Origin of the sequence: Micromonospora sp. DT231 (genome assembly GCF_049847025.1) — a bacterium.
Lineage (GTDB): Bacteria > Actinomycetota > Actinomycetes > Mycobacteriales > Micromonosporaceae > Micromonospora.
This window is the reverse complement of the sequence record NZ_JBNCNO010000005.1, coordinates 477,560-495,576: the sequence shown is the minus strand read 5'-3', so window position 1 is coordinate 495,576 and position 18,017 is coordinate 477,560. Positions and strand designations below refer to the sequence as shown.

Annotated in this window: 17 protein-coding genes; 7 read left to right on the top strand and 10 right to left on the bottom strand. The window is 71.5% G+C overall.

All coding sequences use genetic code 11. The features are described 5' to 3' along the window. Positions 1 to 173 precede the first annotated feature (173 nt). Positions 174 to 953, top strand: coding sequence for an SDR family oxidoreductase (locus ACPXBU_RS16435; protein WP_425758774.1), 780 nt, complete (start codon positions 174 to 176; stop codon positions 951 to 953). Between the two features lie 503 nt (positions 954 to 1,456). Here the strand turns inward: ACPXBU_RS16435 and ACPXBU_RS16430 are convergent. Further along, on the bottom strand, positions 1,457 to 2,272 hold the full coding sequence (locus ACPXBU_RS16430; RefSeq protein WP_425758686.1) for an alpha/beta fold hydrolase: 816 nt from the start codon (positions 2,270 to 2,272) through the stop codon (positions 1,457 to 1,459). A 54-nt stretch (positions 2,273 to 2,326) separates the two neighbouring features. Here ACPXBU_RS16430 and ACPXBU_RS16425 point away from each other — a divergent pair, with 54 nt between their 5' ends. Continuing rightward, on the top strand, positions 2,327 to 2,731 hold the full coding sequence (locus ACPXBU_RS16425; protein ID WP_425758685.1) for a winged helix-turn-helix transcriptional regulator: 405 nt from the start codon (positions 2,327 to 2,329) through the stop codon (positions 2,729 to 2,731). 135 nt (positions 2,732 to 2,866) lie between these two features. Here ACPXBU_RS16425 and ACPXBU_RS16420 read toward each other — a convergent pair whose 3' ends face one another. From ACPXBU_RS16420 to ACPXBU_RS16395, 6 genes are all read right to left on the bottom strand, one after another. Beyond that, positions 2,867 to 3,001 carry a hypothetical protein gene (locus ACPXBU_RS16420; protein WP_269215350.1) on the bottom strand — a complete coding sequence of 45 codons (135 nt, stop codon included), beginning with the start codon at positions 2,999 to 3,001 and terminating at the stop codon, positions 2,867 to 2,869. A gap of 178 nt (positions 3,002 to 3,179) precedes the next feature. Then, positions 3,180 to 3,761 carry a dihydrofolate reductase family protein gene (locus tag ACPXBU_RS16415; protein ID WP_425758684.1) on the bottom strand — a complete coding sequence of 194 codons (582 nt, stop codon included), beginning with the start codon at positions 3,759 to 3,761 and terminating at the stop codon, positions 3,180 to 3,182. A gap of 64 nt (positions 3,762 to 3,825) precedes the next feature. Then, positions 3,826 to 4,662, bottom strand: a complete 837-nt coding sequence (locus ACPXBU_RS16410) for a helix-turn-helix domain-containing protein (RefSeq protein ID WP_425758683.1) — start codon at positions 4,660 to 4,662, stop codon at positions 3,826 to 3,828. Between the two features lie 147 nt (positions 4,663 to 4,809). Continuing rightward, complete coding sequence (locus ACPXBU_RS16405) at positions 4,810 to 5,919, bottom strand: 3-dehydroquinate synthase II family protein (RefSeq protein WP_425758682.1); 1,110 nt, start codon at positions 5,917 to 5,919, stop codon at positions 4,810 to 4,812. After that, positions 5,891 to 6,730 (bottom strand): 2-amino-3,7-dideoxy-D-threo-hept-6-ulosonate synthase, encoded by an 840-nt coding sequence (locus ACPXBU_RS16400; RefSeq protein ID WP_393361996.1) that lies wholly within the window; start codon positions 6,728 to 6,730, stop codon positions 5,891 to 5,893. Before ACPXBU_RS16400 ends, ACPXBU_RS16405 begins: the two co-directional genes overlap by 29 nt. Positions 6,731 to 6,802: 72 nt before the next feature. After that, positions 6,803 to 8,263, bottom strand: coding sequence for a multicopper oxidase family protein (locus tag ACPXBU_RS16395; RefSeq protein WP_425758681.1), 1,461 nt, complete (start codon positions 8,261 to 8,263; stop codon positions 6,803 to 6,805). Between the two features lie 345 nt (positions 8,264 to 8,608). On the opposite strand from ACPXBU_RS16395, the gene ACPXBU_RS16390 reads away from it, so the two are divergent. Then, positions 8,609 to 9,724, top strand: a complete 1,116-nt coding sequence (locus ACPXBU_RS16390) for a hypothetical protein (protein ID WP_425758680.1) — start codon at positions 8,609 to 8,611, stop codon at positions 9,722 to 9,724. 977 nt (positions 9,725 to 10,701) lie between these two features. Here the strand turns inward: ACPXBU_RS16390 and ACPXBU_RS16385 are convergent. From ACPXBU_RS16385 to ACPXBU_RS16375, 3 genes are all read right to left on the bottom strand, one after another. Further along, a complete protein-coding gene (locus ACPXBU_RS16385) occupies positions 10,702 to 11,526 on the bottom strand; it encodes an ABC transporter permease (protein ID WP_425758679.1) in 825 nt (274 codons plus the stop codon). Then, positions 11,523 to 12,485, bottom strand: a complete 963-nt coding sequence (locus tag ACPXBU_RS16380; RefSeq protein ID WP_393361984.1) for an ABC transporter ATP-binding protein — start codon at positions 12,483 to 12,485, stop codon at positions 11,523 to 11,525. The genes ACPXBU_RS16385 and ACPXBU_RS16380 overlap by 4 nt, the downstream gene beginning before the upstream one ends. Positions 12,486 to 12,614: 129 nt before the next feature. Further along, on the bottom strand, positions 12,615 to 13,220 hold the full coding sequence (locus ACPXBU_RS16375) for a response regulator transcription factor (RefSeq protein ID WP_393361981.1): 606 nt from the start codon (positions 13,218 to 13,220) through the stop codon (positions 12,615 to 12,617). A 285-nt stretch (positions 13,221 to 13,505) separates the two neighbouring features. Between ACPXBU_RS16375 and ACPXBU_RS16370 the strand changes: the two genes are divergently transcribed. From ACPXBU_RS16370 to ACPXBU_RS16355, 4 genes are all read left to right on the top strand, one after another. Further along, positions 13,506 to 13,697: a hypothetical protein gene (locus ACPXBU_RS16370; protein ID WP_393361978.1), complete on the top strand. Its 192-nt coding sequence runs from the start codon at positions 13,506 to 13,508 to the stop codon at positions 13,695 to 13,697. A gap of 13 nt (positions 13,698 to 13,710) precedes the next feature. Continuing rightward, the gene (locus ACPXBU_RS16365) at positions 13,711 to 15,957 is read left to right on the top strand and encodes a TOMM precursor leader peptide-binding protein (protein ID WP_425758678.1); all 2,247 of its coding nucleotides are present in this window, start codon (positions 13,711 to 13,713) and stop codon (positions 15,955 to 15,957) included. Positions 15,958 to 15,991: 34 nt separating this feature from the next. After that, positions 15,992 to 16,690, top strand: coding sequence for a hypothetical protein (locus ACPXBU_RS16360; RefSeq protein ID WP_425758677.1), 699 nt, complete (start codon positions 15,992 to 15,994; stop codon positions 16,688 to 16,690). Positions 16,691 to 16,812: 122 nt separating this feature from the next. Then, positions 16,813 to 18,006 (top strand): sensor histidine kinase, encoded by a 1,194-nt coding sequence (locus ACPXBU_RS16355; protein WP_393361969.1) that lies wholly within the window; start codon positions 16,813 to 16,815, stop codon positions 18,004 to 18,006. Positions 18,007 to 18,017 lie beyond the last annotated feature (11 nt).

Below are 18,017 nucleotides of genomic sequence, written 5' to 3'. Positions count from 1 at the left end.
CACCCCACCCCCCCCCCCCCCCCCGCCCGCCCCTCCCGCCGCGCCCCCCCCCCCCCCCCCCCCCCCCCCCCACGGCCGGTCGTGGTGGGCGTTGAGGGCCAGCGGGCGAGATGCCGTGGTGCCCGGTTTCGTTGAGCACTCGGTGCACGGCAGAAGTCGCTATATTGGACCTTGTGTACAAAAGCCTAAATTCACCAGATGCCACCGAATTCGCCGGTAAGCGCGCGGTCGTCACGGGAGGTTCGCGCGGCATCGGCGCGGCCATCGTGCAGCGGCTGCTCGACGGCGGCGCGACAGTCGTCACCACGGCACGTAACGCCTCCGACGAGACGCCGAAGGCCGCCACCTTCATCCAGGGCGACATCGGCACACTCGCCGGCGTGCAGGCATTCGCCGCGGCAGCGCTCGACCAACTCGGCGGCGTCGACATCGTCGTCAACAACGCGGCGGCGGCACGCGCCCACCTCGGGGGCATCTCGTCCATTCCCGACGAGGAATGGCTCGACGCCCTCTACCTCAACTACCTGTCCGCCGTCCGGGTCAACAACGCACTGCTCCCGGCGCTGCGCGAGGCCGCAGCAGGCGCCGCGATCGTCAACATCTCCTCCGGAGCGGCGCTCACGCCGGCACCGCCACTGGCCCACTACGGCGCCGCCAAGGCCGCCCTCAACACCTACGGCAAAGCCCTCGCCACCGAGCTCGCGCCCGCCGGAATCCGCGTCAACACGATCATCCCCGGCAACGTGCTCACCCCCGGCGCCGACGCGATCCGCCAGAACTTCGCCGACGCGATGAACGTCGCGCTCGCCGACACCACGGCGGCCATCCCCATGGGTCGTCCCGGAGACCCGCGCGACATCGCCGAGGCCGTCGCCTACCTCGCATCGGACCGGGCCCAGTGGGTCACCGGCATAACCCTGACAGTCGACGGCGGTGAAATTCCCGTCATCTAGCGCACGTTCGGTCAGCCGTGTCCCCGCAGTTACCGACGCTGGTCGGCGTGTCGGACCGTATCCACGACGAGACCCAGTGGCTCCGCGTCGCCGGCACGGGCCGCCATGCCCTCGACGCCGAGGGCGGTGAGAACGACGCTGGCGACGATCGGGAGATGCCCGAAGTTGTAGGCCTCCGCAGTCGTGCCGGGTGAGGCCGGTCAGCCACCGGCGGAGCGTCCCTCGACGGCGTGAGGTGGATGGCACAGTGCCTGGTCGTTGTGCCTGTCGAGCTGCCCCACCAGTGGGGCGGGCATGCCCGTGGCCGGTGGTGCGCCCGTGGCCGGGCGCGCGGTGGTGGCGCCGCCGCATGGCAGTCCGCCTGTCGTGCCTGGTTGCCACCCTCGGGGCGCAGACCGAGGTGAGCGCCGCCCGGGCCAGCCCGCCCCACGGATGGGGCAGCTCGACAGGCACTGACCAGCACCCCCTGCCCAGCCGCGGTTCGGGCGTCCGCGCGACACCACCTAGCGGGACGTGGCGGAGTCCGTCCGGAGCATCTGCGCGACGGCGTCCGGGCGGTCCAGTGGCACGATATGGCCGCTGCGCGGAATCAGCTCACCGGTCAGGTCGTCGGCAATGGGAGTGAGCTGCCGATAGAGCAGGTCGCCGACGGTGTTGCCGCCGACGGCCAGGGTGGGCGTGGTCAGCCGGCCCACCGCCGAGATCGCTGCCGCGTTCTGCTCGGCGGCGCGGTAGTAGCCGAAGCCGCAGCGCAGGGCCTCCCGACCGGTGTACGCGCTGACGAACGCGTCTCGGATCTCCGGGGGCACCCCCCGGCGTTCGAACGTGCCGGCCATGAGGAAGAAGTCGAGGTACGCGGCCTCGTGACCTTCGAGCACCGTCTCGGCCAGCCCGGGCGCCGAGTGGAAGCCGAACCACCACGGCGGTGCCGGGAAGCCACCGGGCAGGCCGGGCAGCGTCGACTCCATCAGCACCAGGCGACGCACCCGGGCCGGGTGCAGGGCGCCGAGGAGGAAGGCGGCGGGCACGCCCGCGTCCAAGGCCACGACCTCGGCCTGCTCGACCCCCAGTGCGTCGAGCAGGCCGAGCATGTCACCGGCGCCGGTCGCCGCGTCGAACCCGTCCGTCGCGCGAGCGCTGTCGCCGAGCCCTCGCAGGTCCGGTGCGATGACGCGGCGCCGCCCACCCAGCAGCGGCAGCACCTCGCGCCAGACCTGCCAGGTGTGCGGCCAGCCGTGCATCAGGAGCACCGGTGGGCCCGCGCCGTCCAGGGCAACGTTCAGTTCGGTGCCGTTGGTGCGGATCCTGCGCAACTCCATGTTTTACTCCCTGCCGGTTACCATTGGTTACCTGCATACCATGGGAGATCCCTGATGAACTGGCAAGAGGGCACTTTCGCCCCACCTGGTGAGCCCGGAGTAACCGGGGACCTGTTCAGCCCGGACTGCCCGACCCGGCAACTGCTCGACCGGATCGGCGACAAGTGGACCTCGATGCTGATCAAGGTGCTGGCGGAGAACCATCCGGCGGAACTCGGGTTCGCGGAGCTACGCCGCCGCGCCCCTGGGGTGTCGAACAAGATGCTGTCGCAGACGCTGCAGAGCTTGAGCCGCGACGGTCTGGTCACCCGCCGGGTCGAGGCAAGCGTGCCGCCGCGCGTCCATTACGCGCTCACCAGCCTGGGTCTCTCCTTGGACGCCCCGCTGGCAGTGGTCCGAGCGTGGGCCGAGCAGCACATCTCAACAATCGAGGAGCGCCGTCGCAGCTCCGACCAGTAGCACCGCCCGGCACGGGCGATTGAGCGGCGGCTCCGCCCGACGGAAGCATGACCCGCACGGGGCAGGTGGGAAGCCGACGATCGTCAGCCCCCACCTGCATGGCCGCATGAGGTGAATCGAGCGACGCAGCCGGGGTCAGCGCCCGGTGGGCACGATGTTCGAGGATTGCCCGTTCTGCTCGTCGCGCTTCAGGCGCTTCGCGGTCTGCTTCTCCTTGATCGTCTTGCCCTTTTTCTTGACGTTCGCCTTGGTCGTCGAGTCCTTGGACATGATCGAACCTCCTGAAGCAGGTAGGTGAACGTGCAGCGTGGTGCTCGCCTGACAGCGGCGTGCAGGTGACGGATGACCCGCGCGGCGGGCGCGAAGTCCTTCACTGCACGCCGACCCTACGCTGTTCCGGCTCGTACCGACGTTGGGAAGCGCATCGGCGGCGGACCATTCGAGAGCGCTACCGGCGCACCCGACAGCGCAGGTGAAGCACCCGGTTGCCCTGAATCACCACGTCCGGATCCTCCAACAGGTGCTGCGCGTCAACCGACCCGAAGTAGCGCTTGCCGGAGCCGAACACCACGGGTACGACGTCCATGCGTACCTCGTCGACCAGGCCCGCGGCGAGCGCCTGGCCACCGACGTCGCCGGCGGCGACCTCGACGATGCGGTCACCCGCGAGCGCCTGCGCCTTGGCCACCGCGGCCTCGACGCCGTCGACGAAGTGGAACGGCGCCTCGGGGTCCCAGCCCTCGGGCTGCGGCCGGTGCGTCACGACGACCACGTGGTCGATCCCGCTCGGAGGTTTCCCGTCCCAGCCGTCCGTCAGGTCGAAGACGTGGCGGCCGGCGATCGTGACGCCGATCTGGTCCCAGTACGGCCGGGTGTAGTCGTAGGACGTCTGCGACACCGTCAACGCGCCGCTCTCGTCCAACGCGACGTCACCGCCGGACAACCAGTCGAACAACGGTCCGGGCTGGTCATCGTCGTCCGCGATGAAGCCGTCCACCGACACCGAGCCGTACATGACCACCGTGCCCACGGGGCGCTCCTCTGCTTCGGGGCCCTCAAGTTAGCGCGTCGTGAGCTGTCGCTCTTGTACGAAATCAATCGATCGGCAGCGGCCAGTTGTCCAGCACGTGGCCGGGATGTTCGCGCAGGAAGCGGCGCCGGACTTCGACGTACCGGGTCGGCGTGAGCCCGGTGAACGCCCGGAACTCGTGGCCGAAGTGGGCCTGGTCGAAGTAGCCAGCCCTACCGGCGAGGTCACCCCAGTCGATCGGTCCGGCGGGGTCGATCGAGAACACGGTGGTGGCGAAGCGGTAGGTGCGGGCCAGCCGCTTCGGGGTGACGCCGACGAGTTCCTTGAACCGCCGCGCCAGGTGTGTGCTGCTGACACCTGCCGAAACCCTCAGGTCGTCGATGGCCACCGCCCCGCTGGTCGCCGCGATGACGCTGCTCGCCTGGCGGACCAGCCCCAGGCCGGCGGTCTCGCACAGCCGTCGCATCAGCTCCTCCTCGAGCAGCGTCAGCATCTCGTGTGGTCCCTCGGCCGTAGCCAGCCGGTCTCGCAGCGCAGCGGTCGCGGGCCGGCCCCACACCTGCTCCACCGTCACCGGCCGGTCACACAGCTCGACCGCGGGCATCGGCAGGAACGGCGCCAGCCCCCACGGCTTGAAGTGCACGCCGACGGACCGGGTCCGGGGTGGGTAGCCGAACTCCCACGCGCGGGTGGGCATGGTGACCACGCAGCCGTCGGCGTACTCGGCCGTCTCGATGTCGGTGCCGGCGCGGATGCGGAACGGCGCCCCGAGGTTGACGATGAGCAGCGCCGCTGGCGGCGGCAACGTCAGCCGGGCGTACGGCGGCTCACCCGCCAGGTAGTAGAGGTCGTCGATCAGCCCGTCCAGCGGCGGTCGCGGCACTCTGGACACGTACTCCACGCGCACAGTATCGCCGACACCCCGCCGGCTTCACCTGCCGAAACGCGGCCGGGTCGCCGCTCGCCCGCTGCTGCGCGCCCTGGGCTGGATCGCCGCACGGAGGCGCGCCCCGCAGGCCACTGAACGCCTGCGGGGCGCGTCCCCCACTCACTGTTCGCGGCAGAACTCCTCGATGGGGTAGCCGACGTGCCGATCGGCGGTGGGCAGGTGGCCCAGGATCCGGTCGCCGGGCTGCAGTTCGGTCGAGTTGAGCACCACCGCGTCGGGCCCGAGCACCCGCACGTGCCAGTCGTCCTGAAGGATCAGGTTGACCGTCTGCCCGTTCGGCGCGACCGCGTCGATGGAGATCAGGGGCCGGGTCTCGATCTTGACTCGGCCGACGGTGACCAGGCGGGTCTGGCCCTTGGTGGTCACCGCGAGCACCTTGCTGCCCGCCTCCAGCTCGCTCAGGTAGTGCGTCCGCCCGTCCGCCGCGACGGTGTACGAGTGGATGGCACCGGCGTTCACCCGGAACGGCCGGGTCGGCATGTACGGCAGGGGATGCGTCTCGCTGACGCAGAGCACCATTCCCTTGGAGTGGGAACCCACCAGGATCCCCTCGTCCTGCCCGAAGTACGTGCACGTGTCCACGCAGGCGCGTTCGCCCATGCCCACGTGCCGCGTCCGGGTGACCTCCAGCTCCACCAGCGGGATCTCGCCGTGCTGGCCGGTCGCCGCGCGGCGCAGCGCGGTGGCGTCACCCACCGACCGGGCGGCCATCAGCACCCCGTCGGAGCCGACCTCCAGCACGCCGAAGAGAATCTCGGCCTCGGGCACGTCGTGGGCCACCGTGACGATCGTCCCCTCGGAGGCGGCCGCCGCGGCGAGCACGATCTCCAGCGGAATCTTGGTGGGGTCGCGGAAGTCCAGGACCGCGACTTCCTCCTCGCGGGCCGCCGCACATGCCTCGTCGAGGGTCGGCGCGTCGACGATCTCGACGTACCGGCCGAAGCGCACCCCGGGGTGCGCCGCCTGTTGCGTGGCCCGCTCCGCGCTCGGGCCGGGCAGCACCACCGTGTCGGCCTCCCCGAGGTGGTCGGGCAACTCACCGCCGCGCAGCAGCAGCACCTTGCCCAGCGTCGGTGGCAGGCCCGCGAAGGCCGCCGGGTCGGACGCCACCACGGCGTCCAGACCCTGGTGTACGGCCTCCTCGAGAATGGCTGCGGTCGCCTCACCGGCCGCTCGGATGTCAAGCCAGCACAGTCTGTTGCCCGTCATGGTGTCCTCCCTTTAGGTCGTCGATCTGTTCCATCGGGTAGCGATGCACCAGTCGCGCCACCCTGCGCGCCAGTTGCTCCGGGTCGTGGGCCTGGAAGAGGTTGCGTCCCATCGCCACTCCGGCGGCCCCGCCGGCCAGCGCGTCGGCGACGAAGCGGAGCAACTCGGCCTCGCTGCCCCGTCGCGGCCCGCCGGCCACCAGGACCGGGATCGGGCAGATGCTGGTGAGGTCGAGCATCCCCGCCACCGAGCCGGGATAGACCGTCTTGACCAGGTCTGCGCCGAGGTCGGCGGCGATGGTGACCGCATGTGCGAGCAGGGCCGGATCGCGGGGATCGTCGATCCGTGGCCCGCGCGGGTACATCATCGCCATCAGCGGCAGGTTCCACCTGTCGCACGAGTCGGCGATCCGGGCCAGGTCCTGGATCTGCTGCTGCTCCTGCCGGGAGCCGAGGTTGACGTGCACGCTGACCCCGTCGGCGCCGAGGCGGATCGCCTCCTCCACCGCCGTGACGACGTACTTCGCGTCGGGGTCGGAAGCCTGGCTGGTGCTCGCGTTGAGGTGCACGATGAGCGACATGTCGGCGAACCTGTCCGGGCCGATGTGTCGCATGCTGCCCTTGTGCACCACGACCGCGTCGACACCGCCGCCGGCGAGCTGGCCGACGAGCCGGTCGATGGGCTGGCTTGGCGTCACCACCGGGCCGTCGGCGATGCTGTGGTCGACCGGCGCGACGACCAGACCGGCGGTGCTGTGATGGTGCAGTCGGCGTAGTCGCAACGACCGTGCCGAATGGCTGTGTAGTGGCATTCTCATCCTTCCTGTCCCGAAGGTGTGCGGCCCGGTCCGGTGGGCCGGGAGTCTCTTTCGAGCAGGTCAGGATCAGACGACTCTGAATTGGGCCATCATGCCCATCCCGCTGTGATCGACCATGTGGCAGTGATAGGGGTAGACACCGCGCCAGGTCGTGAACGTCGCCTGTAGGCGCACCGACTGGCCGGGAAAGATGGTCACGGTGTCCTTCAGGCCGGATTCCGTGGGGTCGGCCGGGCTGGGTCCGCGATCGAGCACCCGGAACTGCACCAGGTGCATGTGGAAGTTGTGGGGAATGGTGGCGCTCGCATTCGTCACCGTCCATTCCTCTGTGGTGCCCCACGCGATGGTGGTGTCGATCCGGTCGGGGTCGAAGACCTTCCCGTCGATGTACGCCTGGTGGCCCGTCCCCGGTTCGTCCATGCGCAACTCCACCTGCCGCCGTACCGTCGGGGTGGGCAGCGTCGGCAGCGTGCGCAGCCGGGCCGGCACCGCGCTGCGATCCCGTGCGGTGGCCGCTACGACGTCGAAGCGCATGACCTGGCCGACCTGCTCGCTCGGGCCCGGACCCAGGAGGTTCTCCAACACGACCGAGCTGCCCGGTGCGTAGCGGGCGAAGTCGACGACGACCTCCAACCGCTCCCCGGGGGACAGCAGCAGGTACGGCGTGTCGACGGGCGCCTCCAACAGCCCGCCGTCCGAACCGATCACGGTGAAGATCCCGCTGTCGGCGAGCCGCAGCAGGAAGATGCGCATGTTGCTGGAGTTGACCAGGCGCAGCCGGTACCGCCGCGCCTGCACGGTGAAGCGGGGCGTCGGCCGGCCGTTCACCAGAATGGTGGTGCGGTTCTCGACGTCGTCCATGGCCCAGACCAGTTGCGCGTCGGCGTCGAAGTGGGCGTCGCGCAGCACCAGCGGAACGTCGAAGGCGCCGCGCGGCAGCGGCAGGGCCTCCTCGGTGGCGTCGGTGAGCAGGTAGAGGCTGCTCAGCCCGCGATAGAGGTGCTCGGCCTCCATGTGGTGGGTGTGGTCGTGCATCCACAGCGTCGCGTGCGGCTGGTGGTTGGGGTAGGTGTAGACGCGCTCCCCGCCGGGCGCGATGGTCACACCGCCGGAACCGTCGTCGCCCGGCGCGGTCGCCCCGCCGTGCAGGTGCACCGCGGTCGGCATGTCGAGCCGGTTGCGCTGGCGGACCACCACCCGACGACCGGAGCGGGCCCGGATGGTGGGCCCGGGCAGGTCACCGTTGTAGGTGTAGACCTCGGTGCGGGTGCCGGGCAGGATCTCCAACCGGCGGCGGTACATGGTGACCGAGTAGTAGTCGGCGGTGGCCGTACGACGTACCGGCCGCAGTGTCTGAGGCACCGTGAGCGGGACGGTGAACGGCGCCGGGACGGCGGCCGGCGGCGCGCCGGTGGCCGCCGCGGCGGGCGTGTCGGCCAGCCGGTCGGCGAGGCTGGCGAGGCCACCGGTCGCGCCGAGGATGCCCGACGCCGCACCGAGGCGCAGCAACTGACGACGAGTGGACACGGTGGTCCTTTCCGAAAACGGGGTGGTGCGAATTCCGGTGCGTCCGGCGGCCCGGTCCGGGCCATTGCGCCACGCCTTGATGATGAGGCGCGAAAGCGCGTCCGGAAGGTGTCGGAGGGTCGGTCGGGGACACTTGTCATCGTCCCGCTGACGTTCCGTCATGTGCGTTTTTCACAGTCGTACGCAAAGCGGGGTGACACTTGTCAGCGGATCGTTTCCAGCACTTTCCCGCGCTGCTCGCAAGCCCGGATGATCCGAGGCGGAACGGCCGCCGGCAGTCGGCGGAACCGCTCATCCGAACCGGCACCAGTGGACGGTTTCCGATGCCTATGGGAGGTCATGGAGATGCTGGCTGACGCCGTGCCACCGCACACCGTGGAACTGGACACCACAGGCGTGACCGGTCTGCGCCTGTACACCCGGGGGCCGGTGAGCCTGCCCTGGCTCGCCGACCACGTCGTACCTGTCGCGCGGACCGTCGCCGAGGGCAGTGGACGCATCGTATATCTCAGGCGGGGCTGGTTGCGCGGCCCACACGTGGACATCATCGCGCGGCGCGCCTTCGGTCCGCCGCCACCCTGGCACTCCATCGCCGCGCGGCTCAACGCCGGGCCGCTGGACGTCGCCACCGCACTCACCGAGGAGGTGTACCTGGCTCAGGCCGAGGAGTTCGGCCGGCTGGAGGGATTGCCACACCCGTACGGCACCCTGCAGCCGCACGGTCTTGTGGAGTTCCTCTGGGCCGCCGGCATGGAGGAGCCAGCACCGGTGTTCGGCCAGCTCAAGGATGTCGTGCGGAGCACGCTCGGCCGGCCGCTGATGCGCCTGGTCGACGAGTTGTCCGCCCACCCGGAGCGGGCGACCGTACGCCTCGCCGAGGCGTTCGTCGCGCTCGCCGACACGCACGCCCTCGGCGCCGCGTACGGGGCTCTCTCGTTGCGCTGGCACGCCGAGGCATTCCTGGCCTGGGCGAAGCCGGCCGGCAAGGTCCGGACCACATTCGCCAACCGTCTCGCGAAGGAGGCCGACCAGATCCGGCAGGTGGTCGCCGATCGGCTCGCCGACGCGCCGTCACCCGCCGCGTCGGGCTGGCGGGCCTCGCTCGGCTACTGCGCCGGCGCACTCGACAACGCGGCCGCGACCGGGATGCTCACCCCGGACCTGGTCGACTCGGTGGGCCCGGACGGTGGGCCCCGGCGGCGCCTCGCCGGTGAACCCGACACCGACTTCCACCGGGCGGTGGGGGATTCGGGCGTGACCGAGTCGCCGTCGCCGTTCTTCGCCTCGTACAACCTGTTGACGAACCTGTTCTACCAGCAGTTGCCGCTGTTGACCGTGTCCCCGTTGCAGCGTTACTACATGTGCCACGCGGTCGCGGAGATCGTCGACGACGTGCTGGGGGAGCCCTGGCAGGAGCGACTGCGCAGCCAGCGCTGGAACCTCAACGCCTTCGCCCACTGACCCCCGGCCGCCCACCGCGCCCGATCACACCGCGCCCGATCACACCGCGCCCGATCACACTGCGCCCGAACCACTGCGCCCGATCCACGGCCTCGGCCGAGGGTCGGGCGCAGTCGCCTGTGCCGGACTCCGCACGGCCGCGCCGACCGGCGCGTATCGCGCCGCGCCGACCGGCGCAGGGCCGACGTCGTGGCCGTGCCGGACGACGCGGCTAGGCGGTGTCGCGCGGACGCCCGAAGCGCGGCCGGGCAGGGGGTGCTGGTCAGTGCCTGTCGAGCTGCCCCATCCGTGGGGCGGGCTGGCCCGGGCGGCGCTCGCCTCGGTCTGCGCCCCGAGGGTGATATCCAGGGCACGACAGGCGGACTGCCGTGCGGCGGCGCCACAACCGCGCGGCGAGCCACGGGCACGCAATTGGCCTTGGGCACGCAACCGGCCTTGGGCACGCAATTGGCCTTGGGCACACAACCGGCCACGGGCACGCGATTGGCCATGGGCACGCGATTGGCCATGGGCACGCAACCGGCCACCGGCACGCAATTGGCCACGGGCACGCAACCGGCCACGGGCACGCAACCGGCCACCGGCACGCAACCGGACACCGGCACGCAGCTGGCCACGGGCAGGCCCGCCCCACTGGTGGGGCAGCTCGACAGGCACAGCGACCAGGCACCGTGCCCTCCGCCTCACGCCGTCGAGGGACGGTCCGCCGGTGGCTGATCGGCATTGCCCGGCACGCCTGCGGCTGGGGTCACCGACGAGCATGGTCCACCGTGAGCGAGCCAGCCGCGTGAGCACGTCCCCGTCCCGCTGACCCTGCCCGCGTCCACGCCGTGCCGCGCCCCCTGCATCTGTCCGCAGCCGCAGCCGCAGCCGCAGCCGCGGACGAGAACGGCGACGTCCGGGCGGCGAGCTCCGGAACCAGGGCCGGAACTCACCGTCCGGACGCCGCCGTGCTGGCGGGCCGGTACGGCCACGGATCACTCCGGGCGCGGGTCCCAGCGGAACCGACGGACGGCGATCAGGGTGCCCAGCACGCCCCAGGCGAGCAGGACGCCGTGTTGTTTCCAGTGCAGGCCGTCGGCCGTGGTGAACGCCGACAACAGGGCGTCGTTGAACGGCTTCACGGGCAGCAGCCCCGCCAGGGTGTTCAACGTGTCGGAGTGGATGGGGAAGTAGCTGCCGGAGATGAAGACGAGCGGGAACTGTACGAACTGCACCACCGCGGGGGCCGCCTCGGAGTTGCTGACCAGCGAGGCGACCGCCGCACCGAGGGCGCAGTAGCAGACCGAGCCGAGCAGCAGCGTGACACCGACCGAGGCCCAGTCGGCGGGCACCGGCGCGTCGTACAGCGCGCCCACGCTCACCACCAGGACGACGTCGATGACGCTGACCATCAGGCAGTGTGCGAGGAGCCCGGCGAAGTAGATCCAGGCCGGCAGCGGGGTGGCGTGCAGTCGCTTGAGCACGCCGGTCTGCCGTCGGGCGGCGAGCGCGATGGCGAGCTGGCCGTAGCAGGCCCCGAGCACCGACACGGCGGCGATCGTCGCGGTGTAGTACTGCATGCCGGTGCGGCCGTAGAAGAAGTCACTGGCCTCACCGCCACCGAAGACCGCGCCGATGATGGCGATGAACGCGATCGGGAAGACGAACGTGAAGATCATGGCCTGTGGGTTGCGCCAGAACGACAGCTGCTCGTACCGAATCTGGTGCAGCAGCACGGCCAGGTCGCCGCGGCGGCGGCGGGACGGGCGGTCGGTGGTCGCGTCGGTGACGTCGACGGCGACGGGATTCAACGTGGTCATGCTGCCCTCCGGTTCCTGCGGCGCTCCCGACGTGACGTGGGCGAGGCTTCGGGCTGGCCGGCGGCGTCGCCGGTCAGGCTCAGGTAGACGTCCTCGAGGGTGGGCTGCTCCACCGCCAGTCGATGCAGCGACGTCCCGCGTGCCAGCGCCCAGCCGGTCAGCCGGTGCAACGCCTCGGTGGCGTCGTCCACCTCGATGGTCACGTTCGTCTCGTCGATCTCACTGGGGACGACGGGCAGCTCCTCCGGCGCCACGCCGTCGGGCCGGGCGAAGCGGATCCGGGTACGGGCGGTGTCGCGGCCGCCGATCGTCTCCGGGGTGCCCTGTGCGACCACGCGGCCCGCGTTGAGCACCACGATCTGGTCGGCGAGGGCCTGCGCCTCGTCCATGTAGTGGGTGGTCAGCACGACTGTGGTGCCGAGATCGCGCAGGCTGCGGACGACCTCCCAGGCGCCGCGGCGGGCCGTCGGGTCGAAACCGGTGGTGGGTTCGTCGAGGAAGAGCAGCTTCGGGTCGCCGATCACGCCGAGGGCGAGGTCCAGCCGGCGTTTCTGCCCGCCGGAGAGGTCCTTCACCTTGGCGTCGCGCTTCTCGTCGAGCCCGACGAGGTGGATTACCTCGTCCACGTCACGGGGGGCCGGGTAGTAGCCGGCGCTGCGGGCGATCGTCTCCCGCACGCGCAGGTGCGGTTCCACAGCGATGTCCTGGAGGACCAGGCCGACCCGCTCCCGCAGCCAGCGTCGCTCGGCCCGGTCGCCCGGGTCGCGGCCCAGCACCTCCACGTGGCCGGCGTCGCGGCTGCGGAAGCCCTCCAGGATCTCCAGCGTGGTGGTCTTGCCGGCGCCGTTCGGGCCGAGGAGGGCGACGATCTCCCCCTGCTCGACGGTGAAGCCGATGCCGGCCACTGCCTCGTGTCCGCGGTACCGCTTGCGCAGCCCGTCGACTACCAGGGCGCTCATCGGGGGTGCTCCGGTGCTGTCACGTTTTTTCCCTTTCGATTGGTTTTCCAGGACGCTAGGGCGTCCGGCGGCCGGAGAGTGGCGTCGCTGACCGACATCACCGCGGTCCGGGACAGATGTCACAGGCAGTCAGAGCCAGCCCTGCTCGTAGGCGATGCGGGCGGCGTCGAAACGGTTACGCCCCTTGAGCTTGCGCATCGCGGAGGAGGAGAGGTTGCGGACCGTCCCGGCGGAGAGAAAGAGCTCCTTCGCGATCTCCTTCACCGAGGCGCCGCCGACGGTGAGGCTGAGGATCTCCCTCTCGCGGTGGGACAGGGCCTGCGCCCGCGCCCCGGGTGGCCCGATCAGGGCCGGGTCGATGGTGAGGCAGCCGGCGGCCACCCCGCGGACCGCGCCGACCAGGTGGGACAGGCGCGCGTGTTTCGGAATCACGCTGAGGACGCCCGCCTCCACCGCACGATCCACGAGGGCTCGGGTGGGCGCGGCGGCGATCAGCGCGACGCCGCAGGAGGGGAGAGCCTCGCGTACCTGACGGGCGAGTTGAAGGCAGTCGGTGCCGGCCATCCCCATGCTCAGGAGCACGATGGAGGGACGCAGCTGCCGGACCGTGGCGACCACGTGCTGGCCACCGTTGACGAGACCGACGATCTCGAAGCCCGGGACCGTCCGCAGAGTCTCCGCGAACGCGTCCAGGACCAGAGCGTGGTCGTCGCAGACGACAATTCGAATGCTCATTGGGCCACCCCGCTGGTGAGAGAGTCGTCGCTGGCCGGCGTTGCCAGGGCCATTCCGACGTTGCCCAAAAGCATGGCGGCGCGACCGTGCCCGGAACAGTGCGCCGATCCCGAGACGGACATGAAATTGCGCGGCCGGCGAACCTGAATTTCCCCACCGCGTCGACGTGTGTTTTTCACATCGGGTCGGTGACGTCGGCACTGGTGGGGCCACCCCCCGCGACGACACCATTTCTCCATCGCAGGGCGAGCCTGATCCCCTGCCCCACCCGGAACGAGGATCACCATGGCGCACTCATCCGCCCCCGACCGCGACTCCCGTGTGGCGGGTACCGCCAACGCCTTCCGAGGCCTCGCCAGTGCGAGCTCCGGCCTGCGGATCAGCCAGCACGACGGGTGGACGACGTCCGACACCGCGGCTGCCGCCTTCACCTGGATCTGTCTGGCGGACGCCGCTCACGACGAGCGGGCCGCCTGAGATGACCGGGGTCGTGGAGCCGTCTCTTGTGGGCTTCCGGCGGCACCTGCGTCCGGAGGTCGTCGCCGGCGAGGCGACGTACCTCTTCTCGGAGCACGGTGTGACGGCCGTCCAGGCGGCCCGGATGGAACACCTCACCCCGCTGCTGGACGGCACCCGCGACGTGGCGACGGTGCTGCGGGAGGCCCCGGAGGAATGCGCGGGCCTGGTCCGCGACCTGGCCGAGGCCGGCCTGCTCGTCGCCCGTACCCCCGGTCGTGGACAGCACGACCCGCGGGCCGTGGCGTACTGGGAGTCGGCCGGGCTGGACAGCGATGCCGCGACCTCCGCCCTGACCGGCGCCGCCGTCCGGGTCCAGGCCGTGGGCGGGGTCGACGACACCGCGGTACGCGAGGCCTGCGCCACCGCCGGCCTCACCCTGATGACCGGCGAGGGTGCCGCCGACCTCGACGTGGTGCTCTGCGCCGACTACCTCGACGCCGAGCTGGCCGCGGTGAACCGGCGGCAGAGCGAAGCCGCACGACCCTGGCTGCTGGCCCGCCCGGTCGGCACCCAGCTCTGGATCGGCCCGGTGCTGCGACCGGGTCAGGCCTGCTGGCACTGCCTGGCGCACCGGCTCTGGTTGCACCGGCGGGCCGAGGCGTACGTGCAGCGCGTCCTCGGACGCGACGGACCGGTGCCCCGTCCCGCCGCCGCCGTGCCGCCGTCGGCGGCCGTCGCCGCCCACCTCGTCGCCCTCGAAGCGACGAAGTGGCTGGCCGGCCACCGCTACGCCGGTCAGCAGGCGGTGTGGACCGTGGACACCCTCACCCTCGACGGGCGGCGCCACGAGCTGCGGGCCCGCCCGCAGTGCCCCTCCTGCGGCGACCCGCAGCTCGTCCGCGAGCGCACCCGCCGCCCGGTCACCCCGGTCAGCCGGCCCAAGGCGTCGACCGACGGTGGTGGCCACCGGGCGCTCTCACCGGAGCAGGTGTGGCAGCGGTACGAGCACCTCGTCAGCCCGGTCACCGGGCTGGTCCGGGAGATCCGCCGGGACACGCACGGGCCGGAGTTCCTGCACTCCTACCGCGCGGGCGCCAACCTCGCCCTGGACGTGCGCGGCCTGGACGACCTGCGTCGAGGTCTGCGCAGTGAGCACGGCGGCAAGGGCGCCACCGCCGAGCAGGCTCGGGTGAGCGCGCTCTGTGAGGCGCTGGAACGCCAGTCGGGCACGTTCCACGGCGACGAGTTGCGCATCCGGGCCCGCTTCGGCGAGCTGGGCGACGAGGCCGTCCACCCCAACGCGGTGCAGTTGTTCGACGACCGCCAGTACGCCGATCGCGCCGCCTGGAACACCCGGCACTCGGCGTTCCAGTACGTCGGCCCGCGCTTCGACGAGCACGCCGAGCTGGACTGGACGCCGGTGTGGTCGCTGACCACCGGGCGGCAGCGCCTGCTCCCCACCGCCCTGCTCTACTACGGCACCCCGGCGGAGGCCAGCCAGCGGTGCCTGCGGGCCGACTCGAACGGCAACGCCGCCGGAGCCAGCCTGGAGGACGCGATCTGCCAGGGTTTCTTCGAGCTGGTGGAGCGCGACGCGGTGGCGCTGTGGTGGTACAACCGCACCCGGCAGCCGGGGGTGGACCTCGACGCCTTCGCCGACGGGTGGATGGTCGAGCTGCGGCAGGTGCACCGCCGGCTGCACCGTGAGGTGTGGGCTCTGGACCTGACCGCCGACCTGGGCGTGCCGACGTTCGTGGCCCTGTCCCGGCGCACGGACAAGCCGGCGGAGGACATCGTCTTCGGCTTCGGTGCGCATCTCGACCCGGCGGTGGCGCTGCGCCGGGCACTGACCGAGGTCAACCAGCTGCTGCCCGCCGTGGTCGAGGTGGACGCCCAGGGGAGTGGGTACGCCTGCGACGACCCGGAGGCCCGCCGCTGGTGGGCGAGCGCGACGGTGGCCAACCAACCCTGGCTGCGGCCGAACGCCGAGGTGTCGGCCCGTACGCCCGCCGACTACGGCTACGTCCCGGGCACCGACCTGCGCGACGACATCCGTACCGTGCAGCGGGCGGTGGCGGCGCAGGGCATGGAGCTGCTGGTGCTCGACCAGACGCGGCCGGACATCGGCCTGCCTGTGGTGAAGGTGCTCGTACCGGGTCTGCGGCACTTCTGGGCCAGGTTCGGGCCGGGGCGCCTCTTCGACCTGCCGGTCCACCTCGGGCGGCTGGATACCGCCACGAGGTACGAGGACCTGAACCCGATTCCGATCTTTGTCTGATCCATCGGCGAGTCGCCGGAGCGAGGAGGCCCAGGTGAACAGCCACATGTCGTGGCGGCAACCCGGCCGGCAGGTCAGGACTGTCGCACTCTGGTCGTTCCCGGAGGACGTGCTCGTGGAGACCGGCGCCCCGGACGGCAGCGTGCTGCTGCTGACCCGGTGGGGTGAGATCCGGGTGACCGATCCGGACCCGACGACCGTGGAGTCGCTGCGCCGGATGAGCTTCGGCCCGGTGTCCCTGGAGAACGTTCTCCGGGGTGTCGCGGACGGCGGCGTCGAGGACCTGCGTCGCCGGCTGGCCGCGTTGCTGGACCGCCTTCAGCACGTGGTGGTCCGGTCGGTGGGCCTGGACGACGGCCTCGGTCCGTGGCTGTCGGCCGTGCCCCTGACCCCGAGCGCGTCGTTCCGGGTGGCACCGCCGCCCGCGGACCGCCCGGTGTGGCTCTCCCCGGCGGTCCAGGCGCGCCGCGAGTCGGGTGCTCTGGTGCTGGAGGTGCCCGGCGGCGCGTACCGGGTGGTCCTGCACCGTCCGGACGGCGGCCCGCTGGTCGAGGCGCTGGCCGTGCCGCGCACCGTGGCGGAGCTGACGGTGGCCGTGGGACTGCCGACGACGCTTGTCGGTGAGGCGGTGGCGCATCTGCTCGCGACGGGCGTGGCGGTCGCCGGCGCGCCGACCGAGCCGGCGGCGGCGACCAGCGGGGACGGGCAGTCCGCGGGGCGGGCGCACGAGTGATGCTGCCCCCCGCTCGGGCGGCGCAGACCGTAACATCGAACTCCGCCGTCATCGCGGATCCGCCGCGAGGGCGCGTTCGCATACGCTCGCGCGGAGAAGATCGGCGCTCGGGGGGCGTGCACATGGACCGGACACCGTCAGACGACTCGAGACCGCTCAACGACGACGTGCGCACCGGCCCCACGGCGTCGCGACTGGCCCGGGCCGTGGTCGCCACCGTCGTCACCGGGCTCAGCCTGGTCGCGCTGCTCAACATCCTCGAGGCGGCGCAGGAGCCCCGCGCGGTCGTGCTCGCCCTGGTGTCGATGGGCGGCCTGCTGTCACTGCAACTGTTCTTCCTGACCGATCGGGCCCGTCGGCTCGCCGCGCCGGCCCGTCTGGGGCTGCTCGCCGCCCAGACGCTCCTCGGTTTCCTGCCGTTCTTCGTCTTCGGGCAGTCCTGGGTCGGGATGCCGGGCTTCGTCGCGGGCAGTTTCCTGCTGATGCTGGCGCCTCCCCGCTCCGTCGTGGCGTTCGCGGCGACGGTGTTCGGCACCGTCGTGATCCAGTCGGCGATGACCAGCGAGGTCCTGCTCGTCGCGTACACGACGGTGTCCACGATGCTGACCGGCTTGATCGTCTACGGGTTGTCCCAGATGTCCATCCTGGTCGGTGAGCTGCACACGACCCGCACCGAACTGGCCCGGTTGGCGGTGATCCGGGAACGGCTCCGCTTCTCCCGTGACCTGCACGACCTGCTCGGCTACAGCCTCTCCGCGGTCACCCTCAAGAGCGAGTTGACCCGCCGCCTGGTGGTCCGCAACCCGGACCGCGCGCTCGCCGAGCTGGACGACATCCTGGGCATCTCACGGCAGGCGCTGGCCGACGTACGGGAGCTCGCCAGCGGCTACCGCGACATGTCGCTGGGCGACGAGGCCCGCTCGGCGCAGTCGGTGCTGGCCGCCGCCGGCATCCGGGTACGGATGGAGATCGACCACCCCCCGCTGCCGCAGGCGGTCAGCACCGTGCTCGCCACCGTGCTCCGTGAGGGAGTCACCAATCTGCTGCGGCACAGCAGGGCGCGCAACTGCGAGGTCCTGGTGAGCGAGCAGGGCGGGCGCGTGCTCTTCACCATCGCCAACGACGGCGCCGACCAGGGGCCCGGCCTGCCGTCCGAGCACGGGGGCAGCGGGCTGCGCAACCTCAGCGACCGGGCCGGGGCGCTCGGCGGCCGCCTGGTCACCTGTTGCACCCCGGACGGCTGGTTCCGGCTCAAGGCCGAGCTGCCGGTGAGCCTGCCCGCCTCCGTGGACGCGCCCGCCCAGCTCGCGTCCTGACCGGGCCGGCC

Excerpts from the sequence above, each read along its gene's own strand:
- ACPXBU_RS16430 (WP_425758686.1), bottom strand. The coding sequence starts at position 2,272 with ATGGAGTTGCGCAGGATCCGCACCAACGGCACCGAACTGAACGTTGCC.
- ACPXBU_RS16425 (WP_425758685.1), top strand. The coding sequence starts at position 2,327 with ATGAACTGGCAAGAGGGCACTTTCGCCCCACCTGGTGAGCCCGGAGTA.
- ACPXBU_RS16420 (WP_269215350.1), bottom strand. The coding sequence starts at position 3,001 with ATGTCCAAGGACTCGACGACCAAGGCGAACGTCAAGAAAAAGGGCAAG.
- ACPXBU_RS16405 (WP_425758682.1), bottom strand. The coding sequence starts at position 5,919 with ATGACGGGCAACAGACTGTGCTGGCTTGACATCCGAGCGGCCGGTGAG.
- ACPXBU_RS16400 (WP_393361996.1), bottom strand. The coding sequence starts at position 6,730 with ATGCCACTACACAGCCATTCGGCACGGTCGTTGCGACTACGCCGACTG.
- ACPXBU_RS16390 (WP_425758680.1), top strand. The coding sequence starts at position 8,609 with ATGCTGGCTGACGCCGTGCCACCGCACACCGTGGAACTGGACACCACA.
- ACPXBU_RS16385 (WP_425758679.1), bottom strand. The coding sequence starts at position 11,526 with ATGACCACGTTGAATCCCGTCGCCGTCGACGTCACCGACGCGACCACC.
- ACPXBU_RS16380 (WP_393361984.1), bottom strand. The coding sequence starts at position 12,485 with ATGAGCGCCCTGGTAGTCGACGGGCTGCGCAAGCGGTACCGCGGACAC.
- ACPXBU_RS16375 (WP_393361981.1), bottom strand. The coding sequence starts at position 13,220 with ATGAGCATTCGAATTGTCGTCTGCGACGACCACGCTCTGGTCCTGGAC.
- ACPXBU_RS16370 (WP_393361978.1), top strand. The coding sequence starts at position 13,506 with ATGGCGCACTCATCCGCCCCCGACCGCGACTCCCGTGTGGCGGGTACC.
- ACPXBU_RS16355 (WP_393361969.1), top strand. The coding sequence starts at position 16,813 with ATGGACCGGACACCGTCAGACGACTCGAGACCGCTCAACGACGACGTG.